This is a genomic window from Candidatus Pantoea rara, assembly GCF_051136265.1.
GTDB classification, from domain to species: Bacteria; Pseudomonadota; Gammaproteobacteria; order Enterobacterales; family Enterobacteriaceae; genus Pantoea; species Pantoea rara.
The window spans coordinates 1,106,472-1,129,497 of record NZ_CP194942.1 but is presented as its reverse complement, the minus strand read 5'-3'; the positions used below and the strand labels follow the sequence as shown (position 1 = coordinate 1,129,497).

22 protein-coding genes are annotated in these 23,026 nt (G+C 57.2%); 6 read left to right on the top strand and 16 right to left on the bottom strand.

The window, feature by feature from the left end:
- Window positions 1-3: 3 nt before the first annotated feature.
- Entirely contained in the window at window positions 4-882 is an 879-nt protein-coding gene (gene dapA / locus ACR8BF_RS05480) for a 4-hydroxy-tetrahydrodipicolinate synthase (protein WP_010260008.1), read from the bottom strand.
- 143 nt (window positions 883-1,025) lie between these two features.
- Here dapA and ACR8BF_RS05475 point away from each other — a divergent pair, with 143 nt between their 5' ends.
- On the top strand, window positions 1,026-1,607 hold the full coding sequence (locus ACR8BF_RS05475) for a glycine cleavage system transcriptional repressor (protein ID WP_136196710.1): 582 nt from the start codon (window positions 1,026-1,028) through the stop codon (window positions 1,605-1,607).
- A 151-nt stretch (window positions 1,608-1,758) separates the two neighbouring features.
- Window positions 1,759-2,226: a thioredoxin-dependent thiol peroxidase gene (gene bcp, locus ACR8BF_RS05470; RefSeq protein WP_090958780.1), complete on the top strand. Its 468-nt coding sequence runs from the start codon at window positions 1,759-1,761 to the stop codon at window positions 2,224-2,226.
- A gap of 102 nt (window positions 2,227-2,328) precedes the next feature.
- Here the strand turns inward: bcp and ACR8BF_RS05465 are convergent, their stop codons facing one another.
- The 9 genes from ACR8BF_RS05465 to ACR8BF_RS05425 form a co-directional block, all read right to left on the bottom strand.
- Window positions 2,329-3,894 (bottom strand): sensor domain-containing diguanylate cyclase, encoded by a 1,566-nt coding sequence (locus ACR8BF_RS05465; RefSeq protein WP_434745673.1) that lies wholly within the window; start codon window positions 3,892-3,894, stop codon window positions 2,329-2,331.
- Window positions 3,895-4,054: 160 nt separating this feature from the next.
- The gene (locus tag ACR8BF_RS05460) at window positions 4,055-4,885 is read right to left on the bottom strand and encodes a phosphodiesterase (RefSeq protein ID WP_434745672.1); all 831 of its coding nucleotides are present in this window, start codon (window positions 4,883-4,885) and stop codon (window positions 4,055-4,057) included.
- Between the two features lie 10 nt (window positions 4,886-4,895).
- Entirely contained in the window at window positions 4,896-5,879 is a 984-nt protein-coding gene (locus ACR8BF_RS05455) for an ABC transporter ATP-binding protein (protein ID WP_179895081.1), read from the bottom strand.
- Window positions 5,876-6,691 carry an ABC transporter permease gene (locus ACR8BF_RS05450; RefSeq protein ID WP_434745671.1) on the bottom strand — a complete coding sequence of 272 codons (816 nt, stop codon included), beginning with the start codon at window positions 6,689-6,691 and terminating at the stop codon, window positions 5,876-5,878. The genes ACR8BF_RS05455 and ACR8BF_RS05450 overlap by 4 nt, the downstream gene beginning before the upstream one ends.
- Window positions 6,688-7,563, bottom strand: a complete 876-nt coding sequence (locus tag ACR8BF_RS05445) for an ABC transporter permease (protein ID WP_313698096.1) — start codon at window positions 7,561-7,563, stop codon at window positions 6,688-6,690. Before ACR8BF_RS05445 ends, ACR8BF_RS05450 begins: the two co-directional genes overlap by 4 nt.
- A complete protein-coding gene (locus ACR8BF_RS05440) occupies window positions 7,563-8,585 on the bottom strand; it encodes an ABC transporter substrate-binding protein (protein WP_292991731.1) in 1,023 nt (340 codons plus the stop codon). Before ACR8BF_RS05440 ends, ACR8BF_RS05445 begins: the two co-directional genes overlap by 1 nt.
- Window positions 8,569-9,591, bottom strand: coding sequence for a LacI family DNA-binding transcriptional regulator (locus ACR8BF_RS05435; protein WP_434745670.1), 1,023 nt, complete (start codon window positions 9,589-9,591; stop codon window positions 8,569-8,571). The genes ACR8BF_RS05440 and ACR8BF_RS05435 overlap by 17 nt, the downstream gene beginning before the upstream one ends.
- A 123-nt stretch (window positions 9,592-9,714) precedes the next feature.
- Window positions 9,715-10,323: a DsrE family protein gene (locus tag ACR8BF_RS05430; protein WP_434745669.1), complete on the bottom strand. Its 609-nt coding sequence runs from the start codon at window positions 10,321-10,323 to the stop codon at window positions 9,715-9,717.
- Window positions 10,324-10,354: 31 nt separating this feature from the next.
- Window positions 10,355-10,960: a DsrE family protein gene (locus tag ACR8BF_RS05425; protein WP_434745668.1), complete on the bottom strand. Its 606-nt coding sequence runs from the start codon at window positions 10,958-10,960 to the stop codon at window positions 10,355-10,357.
- Window positions 10,961-11,714: 754 nt separating this feature from the next.
- Between ACR8BF_RS05425 and ACR8BF_RS05420 the strand changes: the two genes are divergently transcribed.
- Window positions 11,715-13,178 (top strand): beta-barrel assembly-enhancing protease, encoded by a 1,464-nt coding sequence (locus tag ACR8BF_RS05420; protein WP_434745667.1) that lies wholly within the window; start codon window positions 11,715-11,717, stop codon window positions 13,176-13,178.
- Window positions 13,179-13,228: 50 nt separating this feature from the next.
- Window positions 13,229-13,570 carry an arsenate reductase (glutaredoxin) gene (gene arsC, locus ACR8BF_RS05415; protein WP_292991720.1) on the top strand — a complete coding sequence of 114 codons (342 nt, stop codon included), beginning with the start codon at window positions 13,229-13,231 and terminating at the stop codon, window positions 13,568-13,570.
- On the opposite strand, the gene hda is transcribed toward arsC, so the two are convergent.
- The 3 genes from hda to upp form a co-directional block, all read right to left on the bottom strand.
- Window positions 13,567-14,274 (bottom strand): DnaA inactivator Hda, encoded by a 708-nt coding sequence (gene hda / locus ACR8BF_RS05410; protein ID WP_179895072.1) that lies wholly within the window; start codon window positions 14,272-14,274, stop codon window positions 13,567-13,569. The genes arsC and hda overlap by 4 nt on opposite strands.
- Before the next feature lie 102 nt (window positions 14,275-14,376).
- Window positions 14,377-15,660, bottom strand: a complete 1,284-nt coding sequence (uraA, locus tag ACR8BF_RS05405; protein WP_314985651.1) for a uracil permease — start codon at window positions 15,658-15,660, stop codon at window positions 14,377-14,379.
- 144 nt (window positions 15,661-15,804) lie between these two features.
- The gene (upp, locus tag ACR8BF_RS05400) at window positions 15,805-16,431 is read right to left on the bottom strand and encodes a uracil phosphoribosyltransferase (protein WP_009088774.1); all 627 of its coding nucleotides are present in this window, start codon (window positions 16,429-16,431) and stop codon (window positions 15,805-15,807) included.
- A 229-nt stretch (window positions 16,432-16,660) separates the two neighbouring features.
- Between upp and purM the strand changes: the two genes are divergently transcribed.
- The gene (purM, locus tag ACR8BF_RS05395; protein ID WP_292991693.1) at window positions 16,661-17,701 is read left to right on the top strand and encodes a phosphoribosylformylglycinamidine cyclo-ligase; all 1,041 of its coding nucleotides are present in this window, start codon (window positions 16,661-16,663) and stop codon (window positions 17,699-17,701) included.
- The gene (gene purN, locus ACR8BF_RS05390) at window positions 17,698-18,336 is read left to right on the top strand and encodes a phosphoribosylglycinamide formyltransferase (RefSeq protein ID WP_292991690.1); all 639 of its coding nucleotides are present in this window, start codon (window positions 17,698-17,700) and stop codon (window positions 18,334-18,336) included. The genes purM and purN overlap by 4 nt, the downstream gene beginning before the upstream one ends.
- Before the next feature lie 93 nt (window positions 18,337-18,429).
- On the opposite strand, the gene pstB is transcribed toward purN, so the two are convergent.
- From pstB to ACR8BF_RS05375, 3 genes are read right to left on the bottom strand one after another with little or no spacing between them, the layout of a single operon-like run.
- Window positions 18,430-19,197: a phosphate ABC transporter ATP-binding protein PstB gene (pstB, locus tag ACR8BF_RS05385; RefSeq protein WP_434745666.1), complete on the bottom strand. Its 768-nt coding sequence runs from the start codon at window positions 19,195-19,197 to the stop codon at window positions 18,430-18,432.
- A gap of 12 nt (window positions 19,198-19,209) precedes the next feature.
- The gene (pstA, locus tag ACR8BF_RS05380) at window positions 19,210-20,844 is read right to left on the bottom strand and encodes a phosphate ABC transporter permease PstA (protein WP_434745665.1); all 1,635 of its coding nucleotides are present in this window, start codon (window positions 20,842-20,844) and stop codon (window positions 19,210-19,212) included.
- Window positions 20,841-22,928 (bottom strand): ABC transporter permease subunit, encoded by a 2,088-nt coding sequence (locus ACR8BF_RS05375; RefSeq protein WP_434745664.1) that lies wholly within the window; start codon window positions 22,926-22,928, stop codon window positions 20,841-20,843. Before ACR8BF_RS05375 ends, pstA begins: the two co-directional genes overlap by 4 nt.
- Between the last annotated feature and the right edge of the window lie 98 nt (window positions 22,929-23,026).

The window sequence follows — 23,026 nt, the reverse complement described above, 5'->3', positions numbered from 1 at the left end:
AAATTATCGCAAACCCGCTTTCACCAGCGCCTGCTCCACTTTCGGCTGGCCGGCTGCAGTCAGTGGCGTCATTGGCAGACGCAGCGTGTCGTTAGCGATTAATCCTAGCTGTTTCGCAGCCCATTTCACCGGGATAGGATTGGGTTCACAGAAAAGCGTCTGGTGCAGGTGCATCAGACGCTGATTCAGGCGACGTGCCTCGACGAAATTGCCCTGCTGTGCAAGTTGACACAGTTCGACCATTTCGCGCGCAGCGACGTTTGCGGTCACCGAAATGACGCCTTTACCGCCCAGTTGCATAAAGTCCAGCGCAGTCGCGTCATCGCCACTCACCAGAATGAAATCTTCATTAACCAGCTCTTGGATCTGACTAACTCGCGATAAGTTCCCGGTTGCCTCTTTGATTCCGATAATATTTTTGATTTCGGCCAGACGGGCAACGGTTTCCGGCAGCATGTCACAACCGGTACGTGAGGGAACGTTATACAGCATCTGTGGCAGGCTGGTGCTATTCGCAATCGCTTTAAAGTGCTGGAACAGCCCTTCCTGCGTCGGACGATTGTAATAAGGTGTCACGGTCAGGCAACCCACCACGCCGGAATTTTCAAAACGCTTCGTCAGAGAGATGCCTTCAGCGGTGGCGTTTGCACCGGTTCCGGCAATCACCGGAATACGGCCATCGGCCAGTTCCAGGGTCAGCATCACCACATCACCATGTTCTTCATGGCTCAGGGTTGCAGATTCGCCTGTGGTGCCGACGGAAACGATCGCCGCGGTGCCGCTGGCGACGTGATAATCAATCAGTTTTTTCAGACTCGACCGGCAGACATTACCGCTGTCATCCATTGGCGTAACGAGTGCAACAATACTTCCCGTAAACATTGGCGATCCCCTCGACAAACAAGTGCTTCATGGTACGTTTTACACTTAGGGAAAAGCAAGCAAGCCACGCCATTCCCGCGCTTGTCAGCAGTTTTTTTTATGTTTACCTTATGGTTATTAGCGAAAGCAGAGGAAAAGCCATTTTGCCGCAATCTCAGCCCCATCATCTGGTGATCACCGCGCTCGGTGTTGACCGTCCGGGTATCGTCAATACCATTACCCGACACGTCAGCAGTTGCGGTTGCAACATTGAAGATAGCCGTCTTGCCATGCTCGGGGATGAGTTCACCTTTATTATGCTGCTGTCGGGCAGCTGGAACGCGATCACACTCATTGAATCGACCCTGCCGCTGAAAGGCGCAGAGCTGGAACTGCTGATCGTGATGAAGCGCACCAACGCCCGGCTCCGTCCACCGATGCCGGACACCGCCTTCATTCAGGTTGAAGTCGCCGATTCGCCGCATATCATTGAGCGCTTCACCGATCTTATCGATAAGCATCAGATGAATGTGGCCGAACTGGTGTCGCGCATCACACCTGCGCAACACAATTTGCCGCCAACGCTCTATATTCAAATGACCGCCCACAGCCCGACGCGAACCCGTGGCACGACGTTTGAACAGGCATTCAATACCCTGTGTCAGGAGCTGAATGCGCAGGGGACACTGCGTCTCTATAGTGTGTCTGACGCCGACAGCAGCGAATCTGTCAGCGCAGTACGCTAAGCTTTGGTTCATAAGCCGGAGTTATTTCTCCACATAACTGACGCGTGCGCGGCTATGTGGTGAAATACCCCCTGATGGTAATCTTGCCTCTGGCCGTTTCTGGCCGAATGGTGTATTACCCACAGCCTGAATAAGAAAATGGAGAGATGTGATGAATCCACTGAAAGCCGGAGATACTGCACCTGCATTTAGCCTGCCTGATCAGGACGGCGAACACGTGAATCTGACCGACTTCCAGGGACAGCGCGTTCTGGTGTACTTCTACCCGAAGGCGATGACACCAGGCTGCACCGTGCAGGCGTGCGGTCTGCGTGACAACATGGATGAGTTGAAGAAAGCGGGTGTGGAAGTGCTGGGTATCAGCACCGACAAACCAGAAAAGCTGTCAAAGTTTGTCGAAAAAGAGCTGCTGAACTTTACGCTGCTGTCAGATGAAAATCATGAAGTCTGCCAGGCGTTTGGCGTCTGGGGTGAAAAAACGTTTATGGGGAAAACCTATGACGGCATTCATCGCATCAGCTTCCTGGTGGATGCTGAGGGCAAGATCGAAAAAGTGTTTGATAACTTTAAGACCTCAAATCACCACGACATGGTGCTGGATTACATTAAGTCAGCCTGATGTTGAAGGGCGCGGTAGTTTGATCGCCGCGCCCTGCTTAATTCCCCTTCCCCGCACATCTTTATACTGCCGCTGCGAAACCTCCAGCGTTCATGCGATTGATTAAGATGCAGCAACAATAACGCAGTTACGCCCGGCATTTTTCGCTTCATAAAGCGCCGCATCGGCCTGTTTTAAGCTGTTTTCCAGTCCGGCATCCTGCGACCCGTTCCAGGCCGCGACGCCGATAGAGAGGGTAATTCGCCCCACATCGGTCAGCCAGGCTTCTTTAATGCCGAGCCGCACGCGCTCCGCGATGACCTGCGCCTCATCCAGTACCGTTGCCGGCAACAGCATCAGAAACTCCTCTCCGCCGTTGCGACAGACCACATCAGACTGGCGGGCGCTGGCACGCAGTGTGCTCGCCACCTGCTGAATGACCCGGTCGCCCACGTCGTGACCCCAGCTGTCGTTAACGTTTTTGAAGTGATCGATATCCAGTGCCAGCACTGAGAAAGGCTGGTGCACCGTGCGGTAGTACTCCAGCACCGCGTTAAGACCGCGGCGATTCAGTAGCTGAGTCAGCGGATCGGTCTGCACTTCGGAGCTAAGGCGCCCAATTTTGTCCTGCACCAGGCCAATCCCGGTGAGCAGCGCGCGCTTGACCTGCGCCGCCTCGAAATACCAGGCGGTGATGCCGCCGATCTCTTTTGAGACGCCCTGTGCATCCATCCGGCTGGCTTTACGGGCCAGCTGGAAAAGTGGCTGGGCAATCAGGCGCGCCAGCACCACAGCCACCAGCAGGGTCAGCAGCGCGAACGGCACCGAGTTTTTCAGGACCTTCATTAACAGACCCGACAGCGGATCCAGCGTGACGTTCACCGGCTTCAGCGCCACTACCGTCCAGCCGGTGGTCGGCACCACGGCAAAGCCCGCCAGCTGAGTCGTTTTGCCCGGACCGGCCATCATCAGCGAGCCATTAGTCTGGTCATCACGCGGACTGACGATGGCGGGCAGCGTTTTGCCGATTAGCTGACGATTCTGGTGATACAGCACCTCATTATTACTGTCGAGCACGTAGACCGTGGTGCCATCCCGGTAGAACTGCTCACCCAGTAGCGCATTCAGAATGCTTTTTTTCTTCAGATAGATGGTGCCACCGATATAGCCCAGATAGTCACCTTCGGGGCTCCAGATGGGCCATGAGACAAACACCAGCAGATTATTGGCAGCAGAAAGTGTGGGTTTACTGATGATCGGCTGTCGCAGCGTCAGTGCCTCCCGCGAGGCGTCACTGGTGAGGTGCATTCCTTTCAGCGTCAGGGATTCGGGCGAGATCGCTTTGATCACGCCCTGCGCATCCACTATCGCGACTGAGTTGAAACTGGTGGTCTGCTCGCGAAGGCGGTTAACTTCACTATCCAGTAGCCCCGCATTACCAAAGTCACGGCTGAGCTGATTGGCGCTGTAGTGCAGTTGCGACTGCGCCAGCTGGAAGAAAATTTCACTGGTTGAGGCGAGCTTGGCAGCATAGGCCCGGTTCGCCTCCAGTGTGGAATCGATCAGCACCTGGCGCTGAACCCGCCAGGTGGCGTAGAGCGTGTTCCCGAGCGTGATAACAATGCTGACAATCACCAGCAGGGCGATCAGATTGCGCAAATCGGCCTTGGGCCGAAAGAGCTTTAGCATGGCGTCGCCGCCCTGAAGAAGAGTGTCATGTCGTAAATGCCTGATTATATTTTTATGTGTGCCAGAGGCCCTGATATCCGGGCTTAAGTCTACACGCTGTCGGCATTTTTGAGCAGTATTAAGACAAATTTCACCTCTCTGAATACAGATTTGGCTGGCACTAATCGATTAATCCCTGGCTGTCGTAAAAGGGCCAGGGGCCAGAAAAGTGACCAATTGCGCATTGATGCGTGACCATTCCCTGCCCGGGTTGCCAGCAGTGCAACAAAAAGCCGGGCGGCTCCAGAATAAAATGAGCCGGTGCCTCGGGATGCAGATCCAGCGCCACCTGATGCGATACGCCTGGTGCGACACAAGCCAGCGTCCCGGCAAAGCGGGTCTGCAGGCTGCGATGCAGATGACCGCAGAGCACCCGCTCAACCTGAGGATGGCGGGCAATAATCGCCGCCAGAGCCTCCGGATGACGTAATCTTTGCCGATCCATATGCACAATGCCACAGGCAAAAGGAGGATGATGCAGCATGACCAGCGTGGGCTGCTCGGCGGCCGCGCTCAGTGCCTGATCCAGCCACTGCAGCTGTTGCTCGTCCAGCTCCCCCCACGGTTGTTGCGGCACGCTGGAGTCCAGCGCCAGCAGCCTGACGCCGCCCACGCTGAACTGCCAGTTCAGGGTCGGCCCCGCCTGCAGATAGCGGTGATCCGGGAAGGCAGCACGCAGCGCCTCGCGGTCGTCGTGATTACCCGCCATCAGATAAAACGGCAGCTGAAGACGCTGCAGAGCTTCGCGCAGCGTCTGGTACTCTTCCGGCCTGCCAAAATCGACCAGGTCGCCAGTAATCACTACCACATCGGGTCGCGGCTGCAGCGCGTTAAGGGTGTCGATAACCTGCAGTAACGCCGCATAGGTATCGACCTGTTTGTACGAGAGGCGGCCATTGGCCTTGATATGCAGATCGCTGATCTGGGCGATCACAGTGGGTTGAACAGACACAACAGACTCCTTAGCAACTAAATTCCAGTATGGCCTGGCGGGTCAGCGACCAGCTGATGCGCTGCCCCGCCTGCCAGATTTCGCGGGCATGTCGTTCTACCTGGATGGGATTGTCCAGCCCGATATCGATCAGTAAACGCTGCGAAGCACCGAGAAACATGCTGCCCACCACCACGCCGCGCTGGGGATAGCGCGTGTCGTCGGCCAGCAACACATCTTCCGGGCGACAAAAACGCAGGGGCTGACCGTCAGGATCGTGCGCAATGCAGTTAATGGCCCCCACAAAATCAGCCACAAAGCGCGAAGCCGGGCGCTGATAGATGCCCTGCGGTGTATCGAGCTGCACCAGACGGCCCTGCTCCATCACCGCGATGCGATCGCCCAGCGCCATCGCCTCCTGCTGATCATGAGTGACGTAAACCGCGGTGATCGCCAGCCGCTTAAGCAGCGCACCGATCTCCAGCCGCAGACGATCGCGCAGCCTGGCGTCGAGCGCCGCCAGCGGCTCATCAAACAGCAGCACTTTAGGCCGGGCGGCCAGCGCACGTGCCAGCGCCACACGCTGCTTCTGCCCGCCGGACAATTTATCAATTGCACGATGTGCCAGATGGCTCAGATCAACCAGTGCCAGCATCTCCGCGACCCGCGCTTCACGTTCGGCCCGCGGCACGCCCTGCACCTTCAGGCCATAGGCGACGTTCTGCGCCACGTTAAGCGTCGGGAACAGCGCGTAGTTCTGAAACACCATGCCGACATTGCGTTTCTCAATGGGCAGCGCGGTCACGTTACGCTGATCGAACCAGATCTCACCCGGCGAATCACTGCTTTCCAGGCCGCTGATGATACGCAGTAGCGTGGTTTTGCCGCAGCCCGATGGGCCAAGCAGAACCAGTGTTTCTCCAGCCTGGACCCGCAGATTGAGCGGATGCAGCGCGACCTGCTGATTGAAGCGACGCGAGCAGTGGCGCAGCGTCACAGTGACAGCCTCTTTCATACGGTTTCCTCTCTCTGCTGCCGCGAAGTTTGCCGTTCCAGCCAGAGATTACAGGCGTTGAGCAGCAGCAGCAGCGGCAAAATCATCATAATGAAGATCAGGGTATAGGCGGATCCGACTTCAAGCCGCATCGAGGTGTAACTGTCGGCCAGCCCGACCGGCAGGGTTTTGGTCAGCGGCGTATGCAGCATCCAGGTAATGTTGAACTCCCCTACTGAAAGGGTGATCACCATAAATGCGCCCGCCAGAATGCCGTTGCGGCAGTTCGGGACGACCACCGTAAAGAAGCGGTGCCAGAAACCCGCTCCCAGGCTGGCGGCAGCCTCTTCCAGGCGCGGCAGATCGATCGCCTGCATCACCGACAGCACCGGTCGGATCATAAACGGCAGCGTAAAGAGCACATGGCCGATGAGGATGAAGAGCCAGCTGTCGCGCAACGTGCTGAACTGGCCATAAAGCAGAATGATGCCCAGCGCGGTAGCGAGTCCGGGCAACGCGACCGGCAGCATCAGACACTCCTCAATACGCGAGGCCCAGCGTGACGGTGACTTCAGTAAGCCCCAGGCCGCTGGCACGCCAGCGATGACCGTCACCGCCAGACAACTCAGAGCAATCAGCAGTGACAGCCAGAAAGTGTCGGCATACATCTGCCACACCTGTTCCACCCACTTCAGCGTCAGGCCGCTGCGCAGACCCGCGAAGTAGTTCTGCGTAACGCCCGCCAGCATCGAAAGCATGACCGGCACGATCATAAACAGTGCGGTGAGGCTGGTGATCGCCACCTGCAGCCAGAACAGACCCCGGCGCTTCATGATGATCGCTCCTTCCGGCCCGCAAGCCCATTAGCCAGCATCAGTGCCAGCCAGGCCACCCCTCCCATTACCACTGAGAGTGCCGCCGCAGTGGCAAAGTTAGCGTAATTGGTGAACTCACCATAAATGGTCAGCGGCAGTACAGCGAGTTCGGTTCCCAGCGTAAAGGCGGTGCCAAATGCGCCCATACTGGTGGCGAAACAGAGTGCGCCACAGGAGAGCAGCGCCGGTTTCAGCCCTGGAATGATGACGTCTGTGATGATGCGCCACTGGCTGGCACCCAGCGAGCGGGCCGCCTCTTCCAGCGATCGATCCAGCTTCTCACTGGCCGCCACCAGCGTCACGATGGCGCGCGGCAGCGAAAAGTAGAGATAGCCCGTAAATAATCCGCTGAGCGAATAGGCGAACACCCAGCGCTCATGAAACAGGCTGAGGCTGAGTTGCGCCAGCACCCCCTGACGCCCCGCCAGCATGACCATCAGGAACCCCACCACCACGCCCGGAAAGGCCAGAGGAAAAGTCAGCAGCGCCAGCAAGGTGCCTCGTCCGGGAAAGCGCTGCCGCGCCAGAAAGCAGCCCACCACCGCAGCAATCACCAGCGTCACCAGTGTCACCGCCGCCGAGAGCAGGACGGTATTCAGCAGGCTTTGCAGATACTGTGGCTGACTGATCACCGTCCAGTAGCCACTGTGATGTGTGGTGCGATCCTCCGTTACACCGATCTGTAACAGACGGGCAAATGGCAGCAGCCAGAAAGCGGCAAAGAAGAGCAGCGCAGGCAGCAGCATCCACGGCCAGTTCGCCCCCAGCGGGCGGAGACGATGGCGAACCGGCCCGCCAGCGGCAAACGGATTGATTGCAGACAGTGACATCAACGAATCTCACTCAGATAGCGTGCGGAGAAGCCCTTCTGCGCATCAGCCATCTGCTGATAATCGACCGTGTGGGCGCGCGCATAATCGCTGTCAGGCAGGAAATATTTTTTCGCCTCGGCTGACATCGCGCCAGCCCGCACCGGACGCAGCCAGGCGTTGGCCCAGATCGCCTGACCAGCATCTGACAGCACGAAATCAATCACCTTCTTACCGTTGGCCGGATGCGGCGCATTCTTCACCAGGCTGATCACGTACGGCACCGTGACCGTGCCCTCGCTGGGGATCACAAACTCGACATTGGCGTGATCTTTGTAGCGGGCACGATAGGCGTTGAAGTCATAGTCGATCAGAATCGGGATTTCGCCTGAAATCAGCCGCGCATAGGCGGTCTGCTTAGGCACAATTGGCTGGTTGCGTTGCAGTGCTTTGAACCAGTTGATGGCGGGCGTGAAGTCCTGCAGGCTGCCGCCTTTGGCCTGATTCACCGCCACCGCCGCAACATAACCCACAAAGGCGCTGGCCGGATCGAGATAGCCCACCATGCCTTTATATTCCGGCTTCAGCAGATCATCCCAGGCACGTGGCACCGGTGCGCCACCCAGCGCATCAACATTGACCATAAAGCCCATAGTTCCGGAGTGCAGCGCCACCCACTTGCCTGCCGGATCCTTCATTCCTGCCGGGATCTGATCCCAGTTAGCCGGTTTGTAGGCGCTGACTACGTCGGCGCTGACGGCCTGAATGCCGAAACTGACGCCGTAATAGACCACGTCGGCGACCGGATTGTTTTTCTCGGCGACCAGTTGCGCCAGCGCCTGACCGGAGTTTTTATTGTCCTGCGGCACATGAATGCCGGTCGCTTTTTCGATCGCCTGGAGCTGCGTGGCCCAGTCGGCCCACTCTGGCGGACAGTTGTAGCAGATAGCATTTTCCGCCGCCTGTACCCACGAACTGGTGAGCGTGCATCCGGCCAGCAGCGCAGCGCTGGCGATCTGTTTGATATTAACGGTGAGTGACATGATGTTTCCCTGAAATAGAACCATGAAATGCCGGGGCGATACTCTCCCCAGTTCGTAAGTGATGGGCCAGCAGGTGGGTGTTGCCGCCTGGATTCAGAAGCAGGTCAATGGCACGCGTGCCCATCAGCGCAATCGGCTGAACCACGCTGGCCAGTGACGGTGAAAGCTGTTCGCCCAATTCGATCCCGTCAAAGCCCATTACGGAGAGCTGATGGGGTACGCTGACACCGGCTCGCGCAGCGGCCCCCAGCAGGCTGATAGCCAGCAGATCGTTACTGCAAATCACCGCCGTCAGCGGCGAAGGGGCATTCATCAATGGCTGCAGCGGCCTGAAATCAGAGTGGATATGGCTGGGCATCTCAATCATCGCCTGCGGCTGGAGACCCGCCTGCTGCATCCCCTGGCAGTAGCCGAGATAGCGCAGACGCGCCCGGTCAGATTGCTGCATCGGGCCAGCCGCCATGACAATGTGGCGGTGGCCGAGAGAGATGAGATGAGCAGTCGCTTCCGCCATGGCTCTGCGGTTGTCGACGCATATAGCGGGCCATTCGTGCTGTTGCGGAACGCTGTGAGTCAGCACAAAGGGCATCTTCGCCGCCACCAGTTTTGGCAGCAACGCACTGCTGTCGGCGTCTGCCACCGTCAAAACCAGACCGGCCACACGCTGGTGCAGCATATGTTCGACAATGGCTGCTTCCCGCTCAGCCTGATAATCACTGGTCGCCACCAGCAGGGCATAGCCTGCCTGCCGGGCCTGCTGCTCCATCGCCTGCAATTGCATGGCAAAAACCGGATTAAGCAGTGAAGGCAGCAGAACGCCAAACGTGGTGGAGTGTTGGGTGCGAAGCTGGCGGGCAATATGATTCGGGCGAAAGCCCATCTGTTCGGAGGCAGCAAGCACCTTCTGCAGCGTGACGGGTTTTAACAGGTGAGGATCAGAAAAGGCGCGCGCCGCGGTTGCGCGGGAGACCCCTGCCAGTCTGGCTACGCTGATTAAATCGGTCATGCCTGCCTCGTTTATCGTCAATGAGATCGATCTCATTGCGACGTAAACTAACGGCGTTATATGACAGGCGCATCACGGTAAAATGACTGGCAGGTGACAGCGGCAGTGACGCCGCTGCTGGAATTAAAGCATCAGGAAAGCGTAACCACTGTTTTCCAGCGTGGCAACGGTGGTGCCGCTGGAGATAGTGTGTGTAACCATCGGGTCGATCCAGTTGCGTTCAAGCTGATGAAACGCGACTGACTGGTCGCAGATAGTGACCTGAACGCCCGCTTTTTTCAGTTCGCTGATCAGCTTCAGGTTCGGGTTATCGACGCCGTAAGCTTTGCTGAACTGGTCATTATTCAGGGCTGATGAAACGGCATCGCCGTTAATCGATACCACAAATTTCAGCTGGTCGAGTGGAACTCCCGCCGCATAATAGAGGTTGGTAACGCGTGCTACGCGCTCCAGACCCAGGTTCGGCTTACGAATATCGCCTTCATTACGGTTAATCTGGAAAACAATTTTATTACTCAGACCCGCTGTCGTGCCGGGTTTAAATGCAGGCGTATCGACATAATGTATTTTGCCGTAGCCATCGATTGCTGGTGTACTCCAGAAATCAGCAGGCTCAGATTTATTATCTGCCATTTTGCCGCTGACCTTATCGACTAATTCTGGCAACTGTAAAACATTGCCCCCGATAAATCCCGCTACGGCTGCCATTACCACTAAAGCTGCTGGACGCATTAACTCTTCTCCCGGTCGTTTAAAACATCAATTACATTGCCAGCCACGCGTATCCCTGATTTTCCAGGGTTGATACGGTGGTCGGACTGGAAAGCGCATGAATTACTGACTTATCAATCCAGTTATTGGGATAGTGATGGAATGCCACGGACTGATCGCAGACCGAGACCTTCACTCCCGCCTGATTCAGCTCGTTAATCAGCTTCAGGTTTGGATTTTCGATGCCATAAAACTTTTTAAAATGGGCGTTATCCAGCATGGCAGGGGTTGCGTCACCGGTAACTGAAACCACGAACTTCAGCTGGTCGGCCGGGATGCCGGAGGCGATATATAAATTCACCACGCGCGCCACACGCTCCAGTCCGAGATTCGGTGCGGTCATCGCGCCGTCGCTGCGGGTGATCTGGAAAACAATTTTGTTGCTCAGGCCTGCCACCGGTTTAAACGCGGCGTCAGGCTCATAATGAATTTTTCCGTAACCTTCAATCGCCGGTGTACTCCAGAATCCGGGCGCTTCCTGTGGCTCGGTTGCAAAATGGCGTGTTACTTTGTCGTAAATATCGCCACTCTGTGTGACAGCCGCGCCAACAACGCCGCCAATAATGGCGATTAACGCGTATGAAACAACTGAACGCATAACACTTCTCTCCGGCAAATAATGTCTGGCAGATTCAGGACTGAATCAGGTCGGCTATCTATACCACAGCGCAGGCATAAATCTTGCTTCTGTAAATTCAGGTCAACACGCCACTGATAACCGCTGAAATGGTTCATCGTGATAATTAATCGAAAAGTTTTATCATGCAGAAAAAAGAGTCTTACTGGAAATGGACCTGATTATCCCGTCTGAATTCTTTGCCTGTTAATTCATTCGGAAAAAATAACAGCCGGGCTAATCTGGAATGGAAAAGATAAAAGCGGGCGCTACGATTTAAATTATCAATGGCGGAGAGGCATTTAGCGACGCTGAGCACGCTGTTTTTTCAGAGTAGACCTGGAAAAATGCATGCCATATTCAGTTTTTTTGAGTGAATTTACATAACTTTAAAATAAGAATACAAACTGCTTCAGGTGCCAGACAGCAGATTCTGCTCTAATCCTCCAAAGCGTAATGGGAATGAGTAGCTAATTGGTAATTTAACCGTTAACAACCCCAGTGATATCCCGTCATTTTTTATTCGTTTAACTTCGGTTTATGTTGCAAGGACATTCAATTTTTTTCGCCAAAATCGGCGATCTTGCACAAATCACGTCGGGCCTGAACCAGAAAACAACATTTCTTTCTTTTGATGCTCTGGTTAAGATAGTCACGAACCGTCGTTATCTGTGAAAAATGGAACATTCCCGCTGCGCATCTGTCCATTTTCAGGGCCTCTCTACAGGATTAAGGCATGTTGAACCGGTTAAAGAAAACGCTGATCGCCGCGCTCCTTCCGACGCTCATTTTCACCACTCTGACACCTGCTAATGCCGATGTCAGTGATTCACTTCCCGATATTGGCACCACGGCAGGTTCCACGCTGTCGATTAATCAGGAACTGCAGATGGGCGACTTCTATGTGCGCCAGCTGCGCGCCAGTGCGCCGTTAATCAACGATCCCCTGCTCAATCAATATATTAATCAGCTGGGACAGAGACTGGTGTCGCACGCCGACTCGGTGAAAACCCCGTTCCACTTTTTTCTTATCCAGAACGATGAGCTCAACGCCTTTGCCTTTTTCGGGGGCAACGTGGTGCTGCACTCGGCGCTGTTCCGCTTTACCGATAATGAAAGCCAGCTGGCATCCGTCATGGCACATGAAATCTCGCACGTCACCCAGCGCCATCTGGCACGCGCCATGGAAGATCAGAAGCGCAATGCGCCGCTGACCTGGGTCGGTGCGCTGGGCTCTATTCTGCTGGCGATGGCGAGTCCGCAGGCGGGCATGGCCGCACTCACCGGCACCCTGGCAGGTACGCAGCAGGGGATTATCAGCTTTACCCAGGGTAATGAGCAGGAAGCGGACCGCATCGGGATTCAGGTGCTGCAGCGCTCAGGGTTCGATCCTCAGGCGATGCCGAACTTTCTGCAGAAGCTGGCAGATCAGAGCCGCTTCTCCTCGAAGCCCCCTGAAATTCTGCTGACGCACCCCCTGCCCGACAGCCGTCTGGCGGATGCCCGTAACCGCGCCAATCAGATGCGGCCGATGGTGGTGCAATCGACTCAGGATTTCTATCTCGCAAAAGTACGGTCGCTGGGCATGTACTCCACCGGCCGCAACCAGCTGACCGATGAACTGCTGAGTCAGTATGCCAGCGGCAATTCCCGTGAGCAGCTGGCGTCACACTATGGCAAAGCCATACAGTTTTTGCAGGCGAAGAGTTATGCCGATGCGAAGCGAATTGTCTCACCGCTGCTGGCAAAACAGCCTGATAATGTCTGGTTCCTGGATATCATGTCGGACATCGACATTGGCCTGAACCAGCCACAACAGGCCATCGCCCTGCTCACCGCTGCCACCGGCGCCAGAAACAGCCCGGTGGTGCAGCTCAATCTGGCGAATGCCTACGTAGAAGCGAAACAGTATGCCAGTGCCAGCCGTATTCTGAACCGCTATACCTGGGCTAATAAAGACGATCCCAACGGCTGGGATTTACTGGCGCAGGCCTCTGCACAGCAGGGACTGCATGATGAAGAGTTATCGGCGCGGGCAGAGAGTCTGGCGCTGAATGGCCAGCTTGATCAGGCAATCACCACGCTCAGCAGCGCCAGCGCACAGGTGCCGCTCGGCAGCCTGAAGCAGGCGCGCTACGATGCCCGTATCGATCAGCTGCGTCAGTTACAACAGCGCTTTAAGCAGTATCAGAAAGGCTAAGCATCCAGACTGGCAGCACGCCGCGAAGAGAGAATAAAGGAGAATCTGAGATGGTGACGATTTACCATAACCCACGTTGCAGCAAGAGCCGTGAGACGCTGGCGTTGCTGAATGCCCGCGGAATTGAGCCGGACGTAGTGCTTTATCTGCAGACCCCGCCCGATCGTGAGACGCTGCAAATTCTGTTACAGAAACTGGGCATGCAGAGCGCAAGGGAGTTAATGCGGACGAAAGAGGCGCTCTATAGCGAGCTGGCACTCAGCGGCAAAAGCGAAAGTGCACTGCTGGATGCGCTGATGGAAAATCCGGTGCTGATTGAAAGGCCGATTGTGATCAAAGGCGACAGGGCGCGGATCGGACGTCCGCCAGATGCGGTGCTCGACATTCTTTAAAGGCCGAGCGTCTCTTTAACAAACGGAATGGTGAGTTTACGCTGAGCGCTGATCGAGGCGCGATCAAGCCGATCCAGCGTATCAAACAGTGTGCGCATTTCACGATCCAGTCGCTTCAGCAGGAAGCGACCCACATCTTCCGGCAGCTCAAATCCACGTAGCCCGGCGCGCAGTTGCAGCGCCTGTAGTTTGTCGTCGTCGGAGAGCGGCTGCAGGCGGTAAATCTGTCCCCAGTCCAGCCGCGAGGCGAGATCGGGCAGTTGCAGATTCAGCTGGCGTGGCGGACGATCGCCGGTGATAAACAGGCGGGTGTTGCCGGTTTCCAGAATACGGTTATAGAGATCGAAGATCGCCATTTCCCACTCTGGTTCCCCTGCAATGCACTCGATGTTATCGATGCAGACCAGTGAGAGCTGCTCCATTCCTTCCAGGACTTCCGGGACAAACCAGGTGCGTTTATCCAGCGGAACATAACCGACTGCTTCGCTGCGGGCTGACATTTCGGCGCACGCCGCGTGCAGCAAATGGCTCCGCCCACCGCCTTCACGTGACCAGAAGTAGAGATAGCTGCCATGTTGTTGATTGAGAGCGCCTTTTAGTGCGGCAATCAGCGACGGGTTTTCCCCCGGCCAGAAGCTGGAGAAGGTTTCATCGTCGGGTAAATAGAGTGGCAATGACAATTGTGCCGGCGTGTTCAGAAGCACCTCAGCAAGAGAACAAGCAAAAAATCGGGGGAAGTCTAACACAGTTTTCAGAAAGAGATGAATGGGGCGTCCCTGCCCCGGATCCTGTCAGGCTCGCGACGATCAATGCTCGCGCGGTTCTTCAGCCTCCAGCACCATTTCTTCCGGTCGGAGCCACGAGATCACGCGGAAGATCAGCGCCAGCCCGACACCCACGATCGTCGCCAGCGCCATGCCTTTCAACTCCGCCGCACCGATGTGCACCTTCGCACCGCTGACGCCGATGATCAGAATCACCGAGGTGAGGATCAGGTTTTGCGCTTTGTTGTAATCCACTTTAGATTCGATCAATACCCGGATACCCGATGCGCCAATGACGCCATACAGCAGCAGCGACACGCCGCCCATGACCGGAACCGGGATCGCCTGGATCACTGCCGCCAGCTTGCCGACGCAGGAAAGCAGAATCGCCAGAATCGCCGCACCGCCAATCACCCAGGTACTGTAGACACGGGTAATCGCCATCACACCGATGTTTTCACCGTAGGTCGTGTTGGGCGTGGAACCAAAAAAGCCGGAGATCACGGTGGATAAGCCGTTGGCGAACATCGAACGATGCAGTCCGGGGTCACGAATCAGATCTTTTTTGACGATGTTAGCGGTGACGACCAGATGACCGATATGCTCGGCAATCACCACCAGCGCCGCCGGCAAAATCGTCAGCATCGCCACCCACTCAAAGCGCGGCGTATAGAAGGTTGGCAGCGCAAACCACGGCGCTTTAACCACGCCACTCCAGTCAACGATGCCCATAAACGCAGAGAGCAGATAGCCTGCCACCACGCCAACCAGAATCGGGATGATCGCCAGGAAGCCACGGAACAGCACGGAACCGAAGACCGTTACACCCAGCGTGACCAGCGAAATCAGCACGGTTTTGCTGTCGGGCGCACTGCCTTCAGCGGGCAACAGGCCGGCCATATTTGCGGCCACACCCGCCAGCTCCAGCCCGATGACGGCGACAATCGCGCCCATCGCCGCCGGGGGAAACATCACGTCGAGCCAGCCGGTGCCCGCGCGTTTCACAATCAGCGCCACAATACAGAACAATACGCCGCACAGGATAAATCCGCCCAGCGCGACCTCATAACCCAGCGGCAGCAACAGCAGCACCGGCGAGATAAAGGCAAAGCTTGAACCCAGGTAGGCGGGAATTTTACCTTTACAGATAAAGAGATAAATCAATGTGCCGACGCCGTTAAATAACAGCACGGTCGCCGGATTGATGTGGAACAGAATCGGTACCAGAACCGTGGCACCAAACATGGCGAACAGGTGTTGCAGGCTGAGTGGAATGGTTTGCAGTAACGGCGGTCGTTCACTGACGCCAATGGCGCGACGAGTCATCATTTATCCCCTTATGTTTTGTATCCCCGAGGGTTCGCGCCTCTGGCACAGCAGCAGGCACGCCGGTGCGCCTTGCGGCAGACCGAATCCGTCCGGGACGTTTTTTTGCCAAAAAAAAGCCGACTCTCTGGTCGGCTGTGCGATTTATTTGGTTCCGAAAATCTTGTCCCCGGCATCGCCGAGCCCGGGAATTATGTAACCCTTTTCGTTCAGTCCCTGATCCACTGACGCGGTGTAAAGCTCGACGTCAGGATGCGCTTTCTCCAGCGCGGCAATCCCTTCCGGGGCGGCAACCAGAACCAGCACTTTGATGCTGGTGCAGCCCGCTTTCTTCAGCAGATCGATGGTGGCGATCATAGAACCACCAGTCGCCAGCATCGGGTCGACCACCAGCGCCAGGCGCTCTTCGATGTTAGAAACCAGCTTCTGGAAGTAAGGAACCGGCTCCAGCGTCTCTTCATCACGGTAAACACCTACCACGCTGATACGTGCGCTGGGAACGTGCTCCAGCACCCCTTCCATCATGCCCAGGCCGGCACGCAGAATCGGGACCACCGTGATTTTTTTGCCTTTGATCTGATCGATTTCTACCGGGCCGTTCCAGCCCTCAATGGTGACGCGCTCTGTTTCCAGATCGGCGGTCGCTTCGTAGGTCAGCAGGCTGCCCACTTCAGAGGCCAGCTCGCGAAAACGCTTTGTACTGATATCATGCTCACGCATCAGGCCCAGTTTATGTTTGACCAGCGGGTGTCTGACTTCCACGATCTTCATTGGTGTTCTCCCGGAATGAGTTGAGCTAAAAAAAATCGCGGGATTATACCGCCTTTTGCGCGCTGCGCCACCTGCTCTTGCGCAATGCCGCGGGATTTACCAGGACAGATAGAGGATTAATGAAAATCACCCGATGCGCAATACCGGACTCGCAAACGTTTGCCTGCACTGATAGAATTGCCGCGCTTTATTTTAAACCACCAACCGCAATTCGCGTGGGGACCTCGCAGTGACCGACAAAACCTCTCTCAGTTACAAAGACGCCGGTGTTGATATTGATGCTGGTAACGCTCTGGTTGACCGTATTAAAGGCGTCGTGAAAAAGACGCGTCGCCCGGAAGTGATGGGTGGACTGGGCGGGTTTGGTGCGCTTTGCGCGCTGCCGCAAAAATACCGTGAACCGGTTCTGGTCTCCGGCACCGATGGCGTTGGCACCAAGCTGCGTCTGGCGATGGATCTTAAACGTCACGATGCTATTGGCGTTGACCTGGTCGCGATGTGCGTTAACGACCTGGTGGTACAGGGTGCTGAGCCGCTCTTCTTCCTCGACTACTACGCCACCGGCAAACTGGATGTGGATACCGCCTCTGCGGTGATCACCGGCATCGCCGAAGGGTGTCTGCAGTCGGGTTGTGCGCTGGTCGGGGGTGAAACCGCTGAGATGCCAGGCATGTATCACGGCGAAGATTACGACGTGGCCGGTTTCTGTGTCGGCGTGGTGGAAAAGTCAGAAATTATTGATGGCAGCAAAGTGCAGGATGGCGACGTACTGATCGCACTCGGCTCCAGCGGCCCGCACTCCAACGGCTATTCACTGGTGCGCAAGATTCTGGAAGTCAGCAACACCGATCCGCTGGCTGAACAGCTGGAAGGCAAACCGCTGGCGGATCATCTGCTGGAACCCACCCGCATCTATGTGAAAAATATCCTGAGCCTGATCGAGCAGGTTGATGTGCATGCTATCGCACACCTGACCGGCGGCGGCTTCTGGGAGAATATTCCGCGTGTGCTGCCTGACAACACCCAGGCCGTAATCGACGAGAAGAGCTGGCAGTGGCCGGCGGTCTTCAGCTGGTTACAGCAGGCGGGCAACGTCAGCCGCTTCGAGATGTACCGTACCTTTAACTGCGGCGTCGGCATGATCATTGCCCTGAGCCCGACAGAGGCGGACAACGCCATTGCGCTGATGCAGGCCGCAGGCGAGAAAGCCTGGAAGCTCGGCGTGATTAAAGCGTCTGATGCCGAAGAGCGTGTGGTCATCAACGGATGAAAAAGCTGGTTGTACTGATTTCCGGCAACGGAAGTAACCTTCAGTCCATCCTTGACGCCTGTGCAAGCGGGCGGATTCGCGGTAGCGTCGCTGCCGTGTTCAGCAACCGTGTCGCCGCTTATGGCCTGACGCGGGCGCAGGAGGCGGGAATTCCCGCCCACGCGCTTGCCGCCAGCGACTTCGCTGACCGCGAAGCCTTTGATCGTCAGCTCATCGCTGAAATCGAAGCCTACAGTCCGGACCTGATTGTGCTGGCCGGTTATATGCGCATTCTCAGCAGCGCTTTCGTGGCGCATTTCCACGATCGCCTGCTGAATATCCACCCTTCCCTGCTGCCGAAATATCCGGGTCTGCATACGCATCGTCAGGCGCTGGAAAATGGCGACAGCGAACATGGCACTTCCGTGCATTTCGTGACTGACGAACTGGATGGTGGACCGGTGATCCTGCAGGCCAAAGTACCGGTCTTTCCTGGCGACAGTGAAGCGGAGATTACGGAGCGGGTGCAGCATCAGGAGCACGCTATCTATCCGCTGGTGATCGGCTGGTTTGTCGAGGGTCGACTGGAAATGCGAGACGGCAAAGCCTGGCTGGATGGCGAACCGCTGCCGCCGCAGGGCTATGCTAACGACTGACCGTTGCGGGTTTTCCACAGACGGCTGAAAAGCTTAACGCGAGGGGAGCCCGTGCTCTGTTCCACACCTGCCCCCTCTCCACCTTCCCTTTCCTTAACCGTAGCGCCCCGTAATGTAATCTTCGGTCCGTCGCTGTTTCGGCGCAGTGAAAATCCGGTCGGTCTCATCAAACTCCACTAACGCGCCCTGATGCATAAACGCGGTGTAATCTGACACACGCGACGCCTGCTGCATGTTGTGCGTCACCAGCACCAGCGTGAAATGTTGCTTCAGTGTGGTCATCAACTCTTCAATCACCAGCGTGGAGATCGGGTCCAGCGCGGAGGTCGGCTCATCCAGCAGCAGCACTTCCGGCTCAATCGCAATGGCGCGGGCAATCACCAGCCGCTGCTGCTGTCCGGTCGAGAGCGTCAGCGCATTCTGTGACAGCTGATCTTTGACCTCGCTCCACAGCGCCGCCGCGCGCAGCGCACGCTCACAGGCTTCATTCAGCACCCGCCTGTCACGCACCCCCTGTAAACGCAGCCCGTAGACCACATTTTCATAGATCGATTTTGGAAAAGGATTGGGCCGCTGAAACACCATGCCGACGCGACGGCGCAGCGCGGAGAGATCCTGCTCAGGTCGCAGGATCGGCAGCGAACCCAGCAGCACGTCGCCCTCTACCCGGCAGTGATCAATCACATCATTCATGCGATTAAAACAGCGCAGCAGCGTCGATTTGCCACAGCCCGACGGGCCAATCAGCGCGGTAATCCTGTTTTTCGGCACCTGCAGAGAAATATCCTGCAGCGCCAGGCGCTCGCCATACCACAGCGACAGATGGTTAATGGTCAGCGCGATATCCGTGTCGGACGTCATAGTCATAGCCTGTTATTGAGTCATAAGGCGATAGCGTTCACGCAGACGGTGACGCAGGCTCATCGCCAGCAGATTAAGCGACAGAATTATCAGCACCAGCAGCAGCGCGGTGGCAAACACCAGTGGCCGATCAGCTTCAATATTCGGACTCTGAAACGCCAGATCATAAATCTGGAAGCCCAGATGCATAAACTTGCGATCCAGATGCAGATAAGGGAACACAACGTCGACCGGCAGTTCCGGCACCATTTTTACGACGCCAACCAGCATCAGCGGCGCGGTCTCACCCGCGGCACGCGCTACCGCCAGAATCAGGCCGGTCAGCATGGCTGGCACCGCCATCGGCAGCACCACGTTCCACAGCGTTTCCGCCTGGGTTGCGCCCAGCGCCAGCGACCCCTGACGCAGGCTGTTGGGAATACGGGATAAGCCTTCTTCCGTTGCCACAATCACCACCGGCAGCGTCAGTAACGCCAGCGTCAGTGAGGCCCACAGCAAACCCGGCGTGCCAAAAGTGGGATTGGGCAGCGTGCTGGCGAAGAAGAGCTGGTCAAGGGTGCCGCCCACCAGCCAGACAAAGAAGCCCAGACCAAACACGCCATAAACGATTGAGGGGACGCCCGCCAGATTGACCACTGCGATGCGCACCAGCCTGGTCAGCGCATTGCGTCCGGCATATTCGTGTAGCCAGATGGCGGCGATGACGCCCAGCGGCATCACGACCACCGACATCAGCAGCACCATCAGCACGGTGCCAAAGATCGCCGGAAACGCGCCAGATTCACTTTCACCGTCGGCGGGGGAATCACTGACGAAGCGCCACAGCTGATGCAGAAAATGCCCGGTTTTGCCGGTCAGCGTCATCGCATTCGGCTTCCAGCTGTCGACAATCCCGGTCAGCGGGATCGCATGTTCTGTGCCCTGCACATCCCGCAGAATTAACAGGTCTCGCTGACTCTGCAGTTGCAGAGAAGCCAGTGTCTCACTCAGTTGATTAAAGCGTCGCTGTAAGGCGGCCTGATTGGCCTGATATTCTGATTCGGCCTGCAGATCAAAGCGCCCGGCAGCACGGTTTGTAGCCGCCTGCTCATCAAGCTCCTCACGCTGGCTGTTGATGCGCGCCATGTCGATCCGGCGAATCTGGTTAGCCTGCCGCACCAGCATCTGCACCTGTCCAAGCCGCTGATGCAGCAGCGCATCGGGATCCTGGGCCGTTAACTCTTCATTATCTTCACGCAGGCCGACAAACCAGCCATAAGCCTGTCCGTGGCTGCGGCGTTGCAGCACCATGATATCTGCTGGCTGGCTGACCTTCGCGGCCGCACGACTGTAGACGACGCGGAAATCGGGTGCGTCCCAGTCACGGTTACCGGTTTTAATCAGATAACGGTTCACCAGCCCGCCGCTGTTGCCCTGCTCATCGGCCGGAGCCGGAAAACGCCGCTGATGTTCCAGGGTTTCGCCCAGCAGATGTGTTTCGCCACCTTCCGGCTGACTGAACGTATAAAGGTCAACGCGCTGCGGCCAGAAGGCGCGCACGCCCTGCCAGGCCAGTAATCCGATCAGCAGCGTAAAGGCCAGCACGCAGACGGCGACGGCACCAGCGGTTAACCAGCGCCAGCGGTCATTTTGTCGCATCGCCTTCATGCCTGCTCCTCGTGCTGGCTGTAGCGCTGACGCAGTCGCTGACGGATTAGCTCGGCAACCGTGTTAATCACCAGCGTAAACAGCAGCAGCATCAGGGCGCTGAGAAACAGCACGCGATAGTGGGCACTGCCCGCTGCAGCTTCCGGCATTTCAATGGCGATATTGGCGGACAGTGCGCGCAGCCCGCTGAACAGGCCACCTTCACTTTGCGGCGTATTGCCGGTCGCCATCAGCAAAATCATGGTTTCTCCTACGGCACGTCCCAGACCGATCATCAGGGCGGCAAAAATACCGGCAGAGGCACCCGGCAGCACGACGCGGGTCAGGGTTTGCCACGGCGTTGCACCCAGTGCTAGTGAGCCCTGCCCCAGCGCAGCAGGCACGCTGAACAGCGCATCTTCAGAGAGGGTGAAGATCAGCGGCACCAGCGCAAAGCCCATCGCCAGCGCCGCTACCAGCAGATTGCGCTGCTCATAATGCGGCAGCCAGTCGCCCGCATCCGGTATAAACAGTGTGGGCAGCCACAGCGTCAGCAGCGTGACCAGCAGCAACAGCGGCAGCAGAATCAGAACCTCACGGCCTGGCTGACGCCAGCGCGGCGGTAAACGCGTGCTGAACACGCCACACAGCAGCAGCGAACCCGCCAGCGTCAGCGGCAGCAGCAGTACGCCCACCAGCGCCTGGCCAATATGCGGCGCGAGCCAGATCCCGGCAATCAGCCCCACGACTACGCTCGGCAGCGCCCCCATCATTTCGATTGCCGGTTTAACCCAGCGTCGCAGGCCTGGCGCCATGAACCACGCGGTGTACATCGCCGCAGCCAGCGCAAGCGGTGTCGCAAACAGCAGCGCAAGACTGGCCGCTTTCAGCGTTCCCATGACCATTGGCATCAGGCTGAACTTGGCCTGATAGCTGTCACCGGCCGCAGTCGATTGCCAGACCCAGTCCGGTCCGGGGTAGTTTTCATACCAGATTTTTTGCCAGAAATTGCGCCAGGTGACGTCCGGCCACGGATTATCAAGCCGCAGCGTCTGCCAGCTTCCCGGCCGCTCAATCAGCAGGCTGTCGCCACGGGGGGAAAACTGCGCCTGCACAATGCCAGGTTCCAGCCGACGCTGCAGTATCGGGCCATTCTGCTTGCTGGCAAACAGCCGCAGCATCCCCTGCTTACTGAGTGTTGCAAACACGCGACGCTGTGATTCTGTCACCAGAATCGTCTCGCCGTCGCTGTGGGCAAAGGTCCGGATGCGCTGCAGACGTGGTCCCTGATCGCTGGCAATCGCAAACCACTGCGTAACGCCGCTGCGATCCTGAATCAGCAGGCTTCGGCCACCCACCAGCAGATGCAGACTGATCGGACGCTGCGGCAGGGTGTGCGTTTCACGCAACAGTGCCTGGTTATCGTCAAGTTGCCATACCCGCAGCAGATTGCCTTCGGTGGTATAGAGCAGATCGCCGGATGGCGAGAGCGCCAGCAAATCCAGCTGACGTTGCGGAAGCGGGATAATCAAGGCCTGACGATCGGTGTCCAGCGTCAGCACCCGAAGTCCGGCCTCGGTCAGTGCGGCTATGCGCCACTGCCCGGCATGGCGCGATGCCAGCGCCATCTTCGTCACCGCGCCATCAGGCAGATGAAAGGGTTTGTCGCCCAGCGGGAAACGCCACTGCTGGTCGGTTGCAGGCTGCATCAGCGTCAGCGCGCCCTGCATATTCAGCAGCAGCGTCTGCCCATCAGCACTCAGCGCGGCGTCACTGGGCGCGGGGGTTAGCGCCAGCGCCGGTTCCGCAGGCTGACCATCCAGCGGAATAAAACGTGCTGCACCGCGCGCGCTGATACGCCAGCCGGTATTACCCTGATTGCCCATCGCTAAGGCGGGGGCGCGATCCCAGAGTTGCTGGCTGGCCGCAATTTGCAGGCCAGGTGCATTAAACAGCGGCAAAACCACGCCAATCAGCCAGCAGAACAGCAGCAGCATCAACAGCAGGATCGCCACGCCACAGCAGGTGACCAGCCGCCGCGTCAGACGATCAACGGCACGACGCTTACGATCGCTGAATTGGACAGGAATGTGGTTTGCGCTCATGCGGTTCCGGTGGCAGCCTGAAATAAGCCGCTATGTTGCCCGTAGCCGATTGATATGACAACTCCTGGCGTTGGACAACGCTGCCATACTCTCGCCAT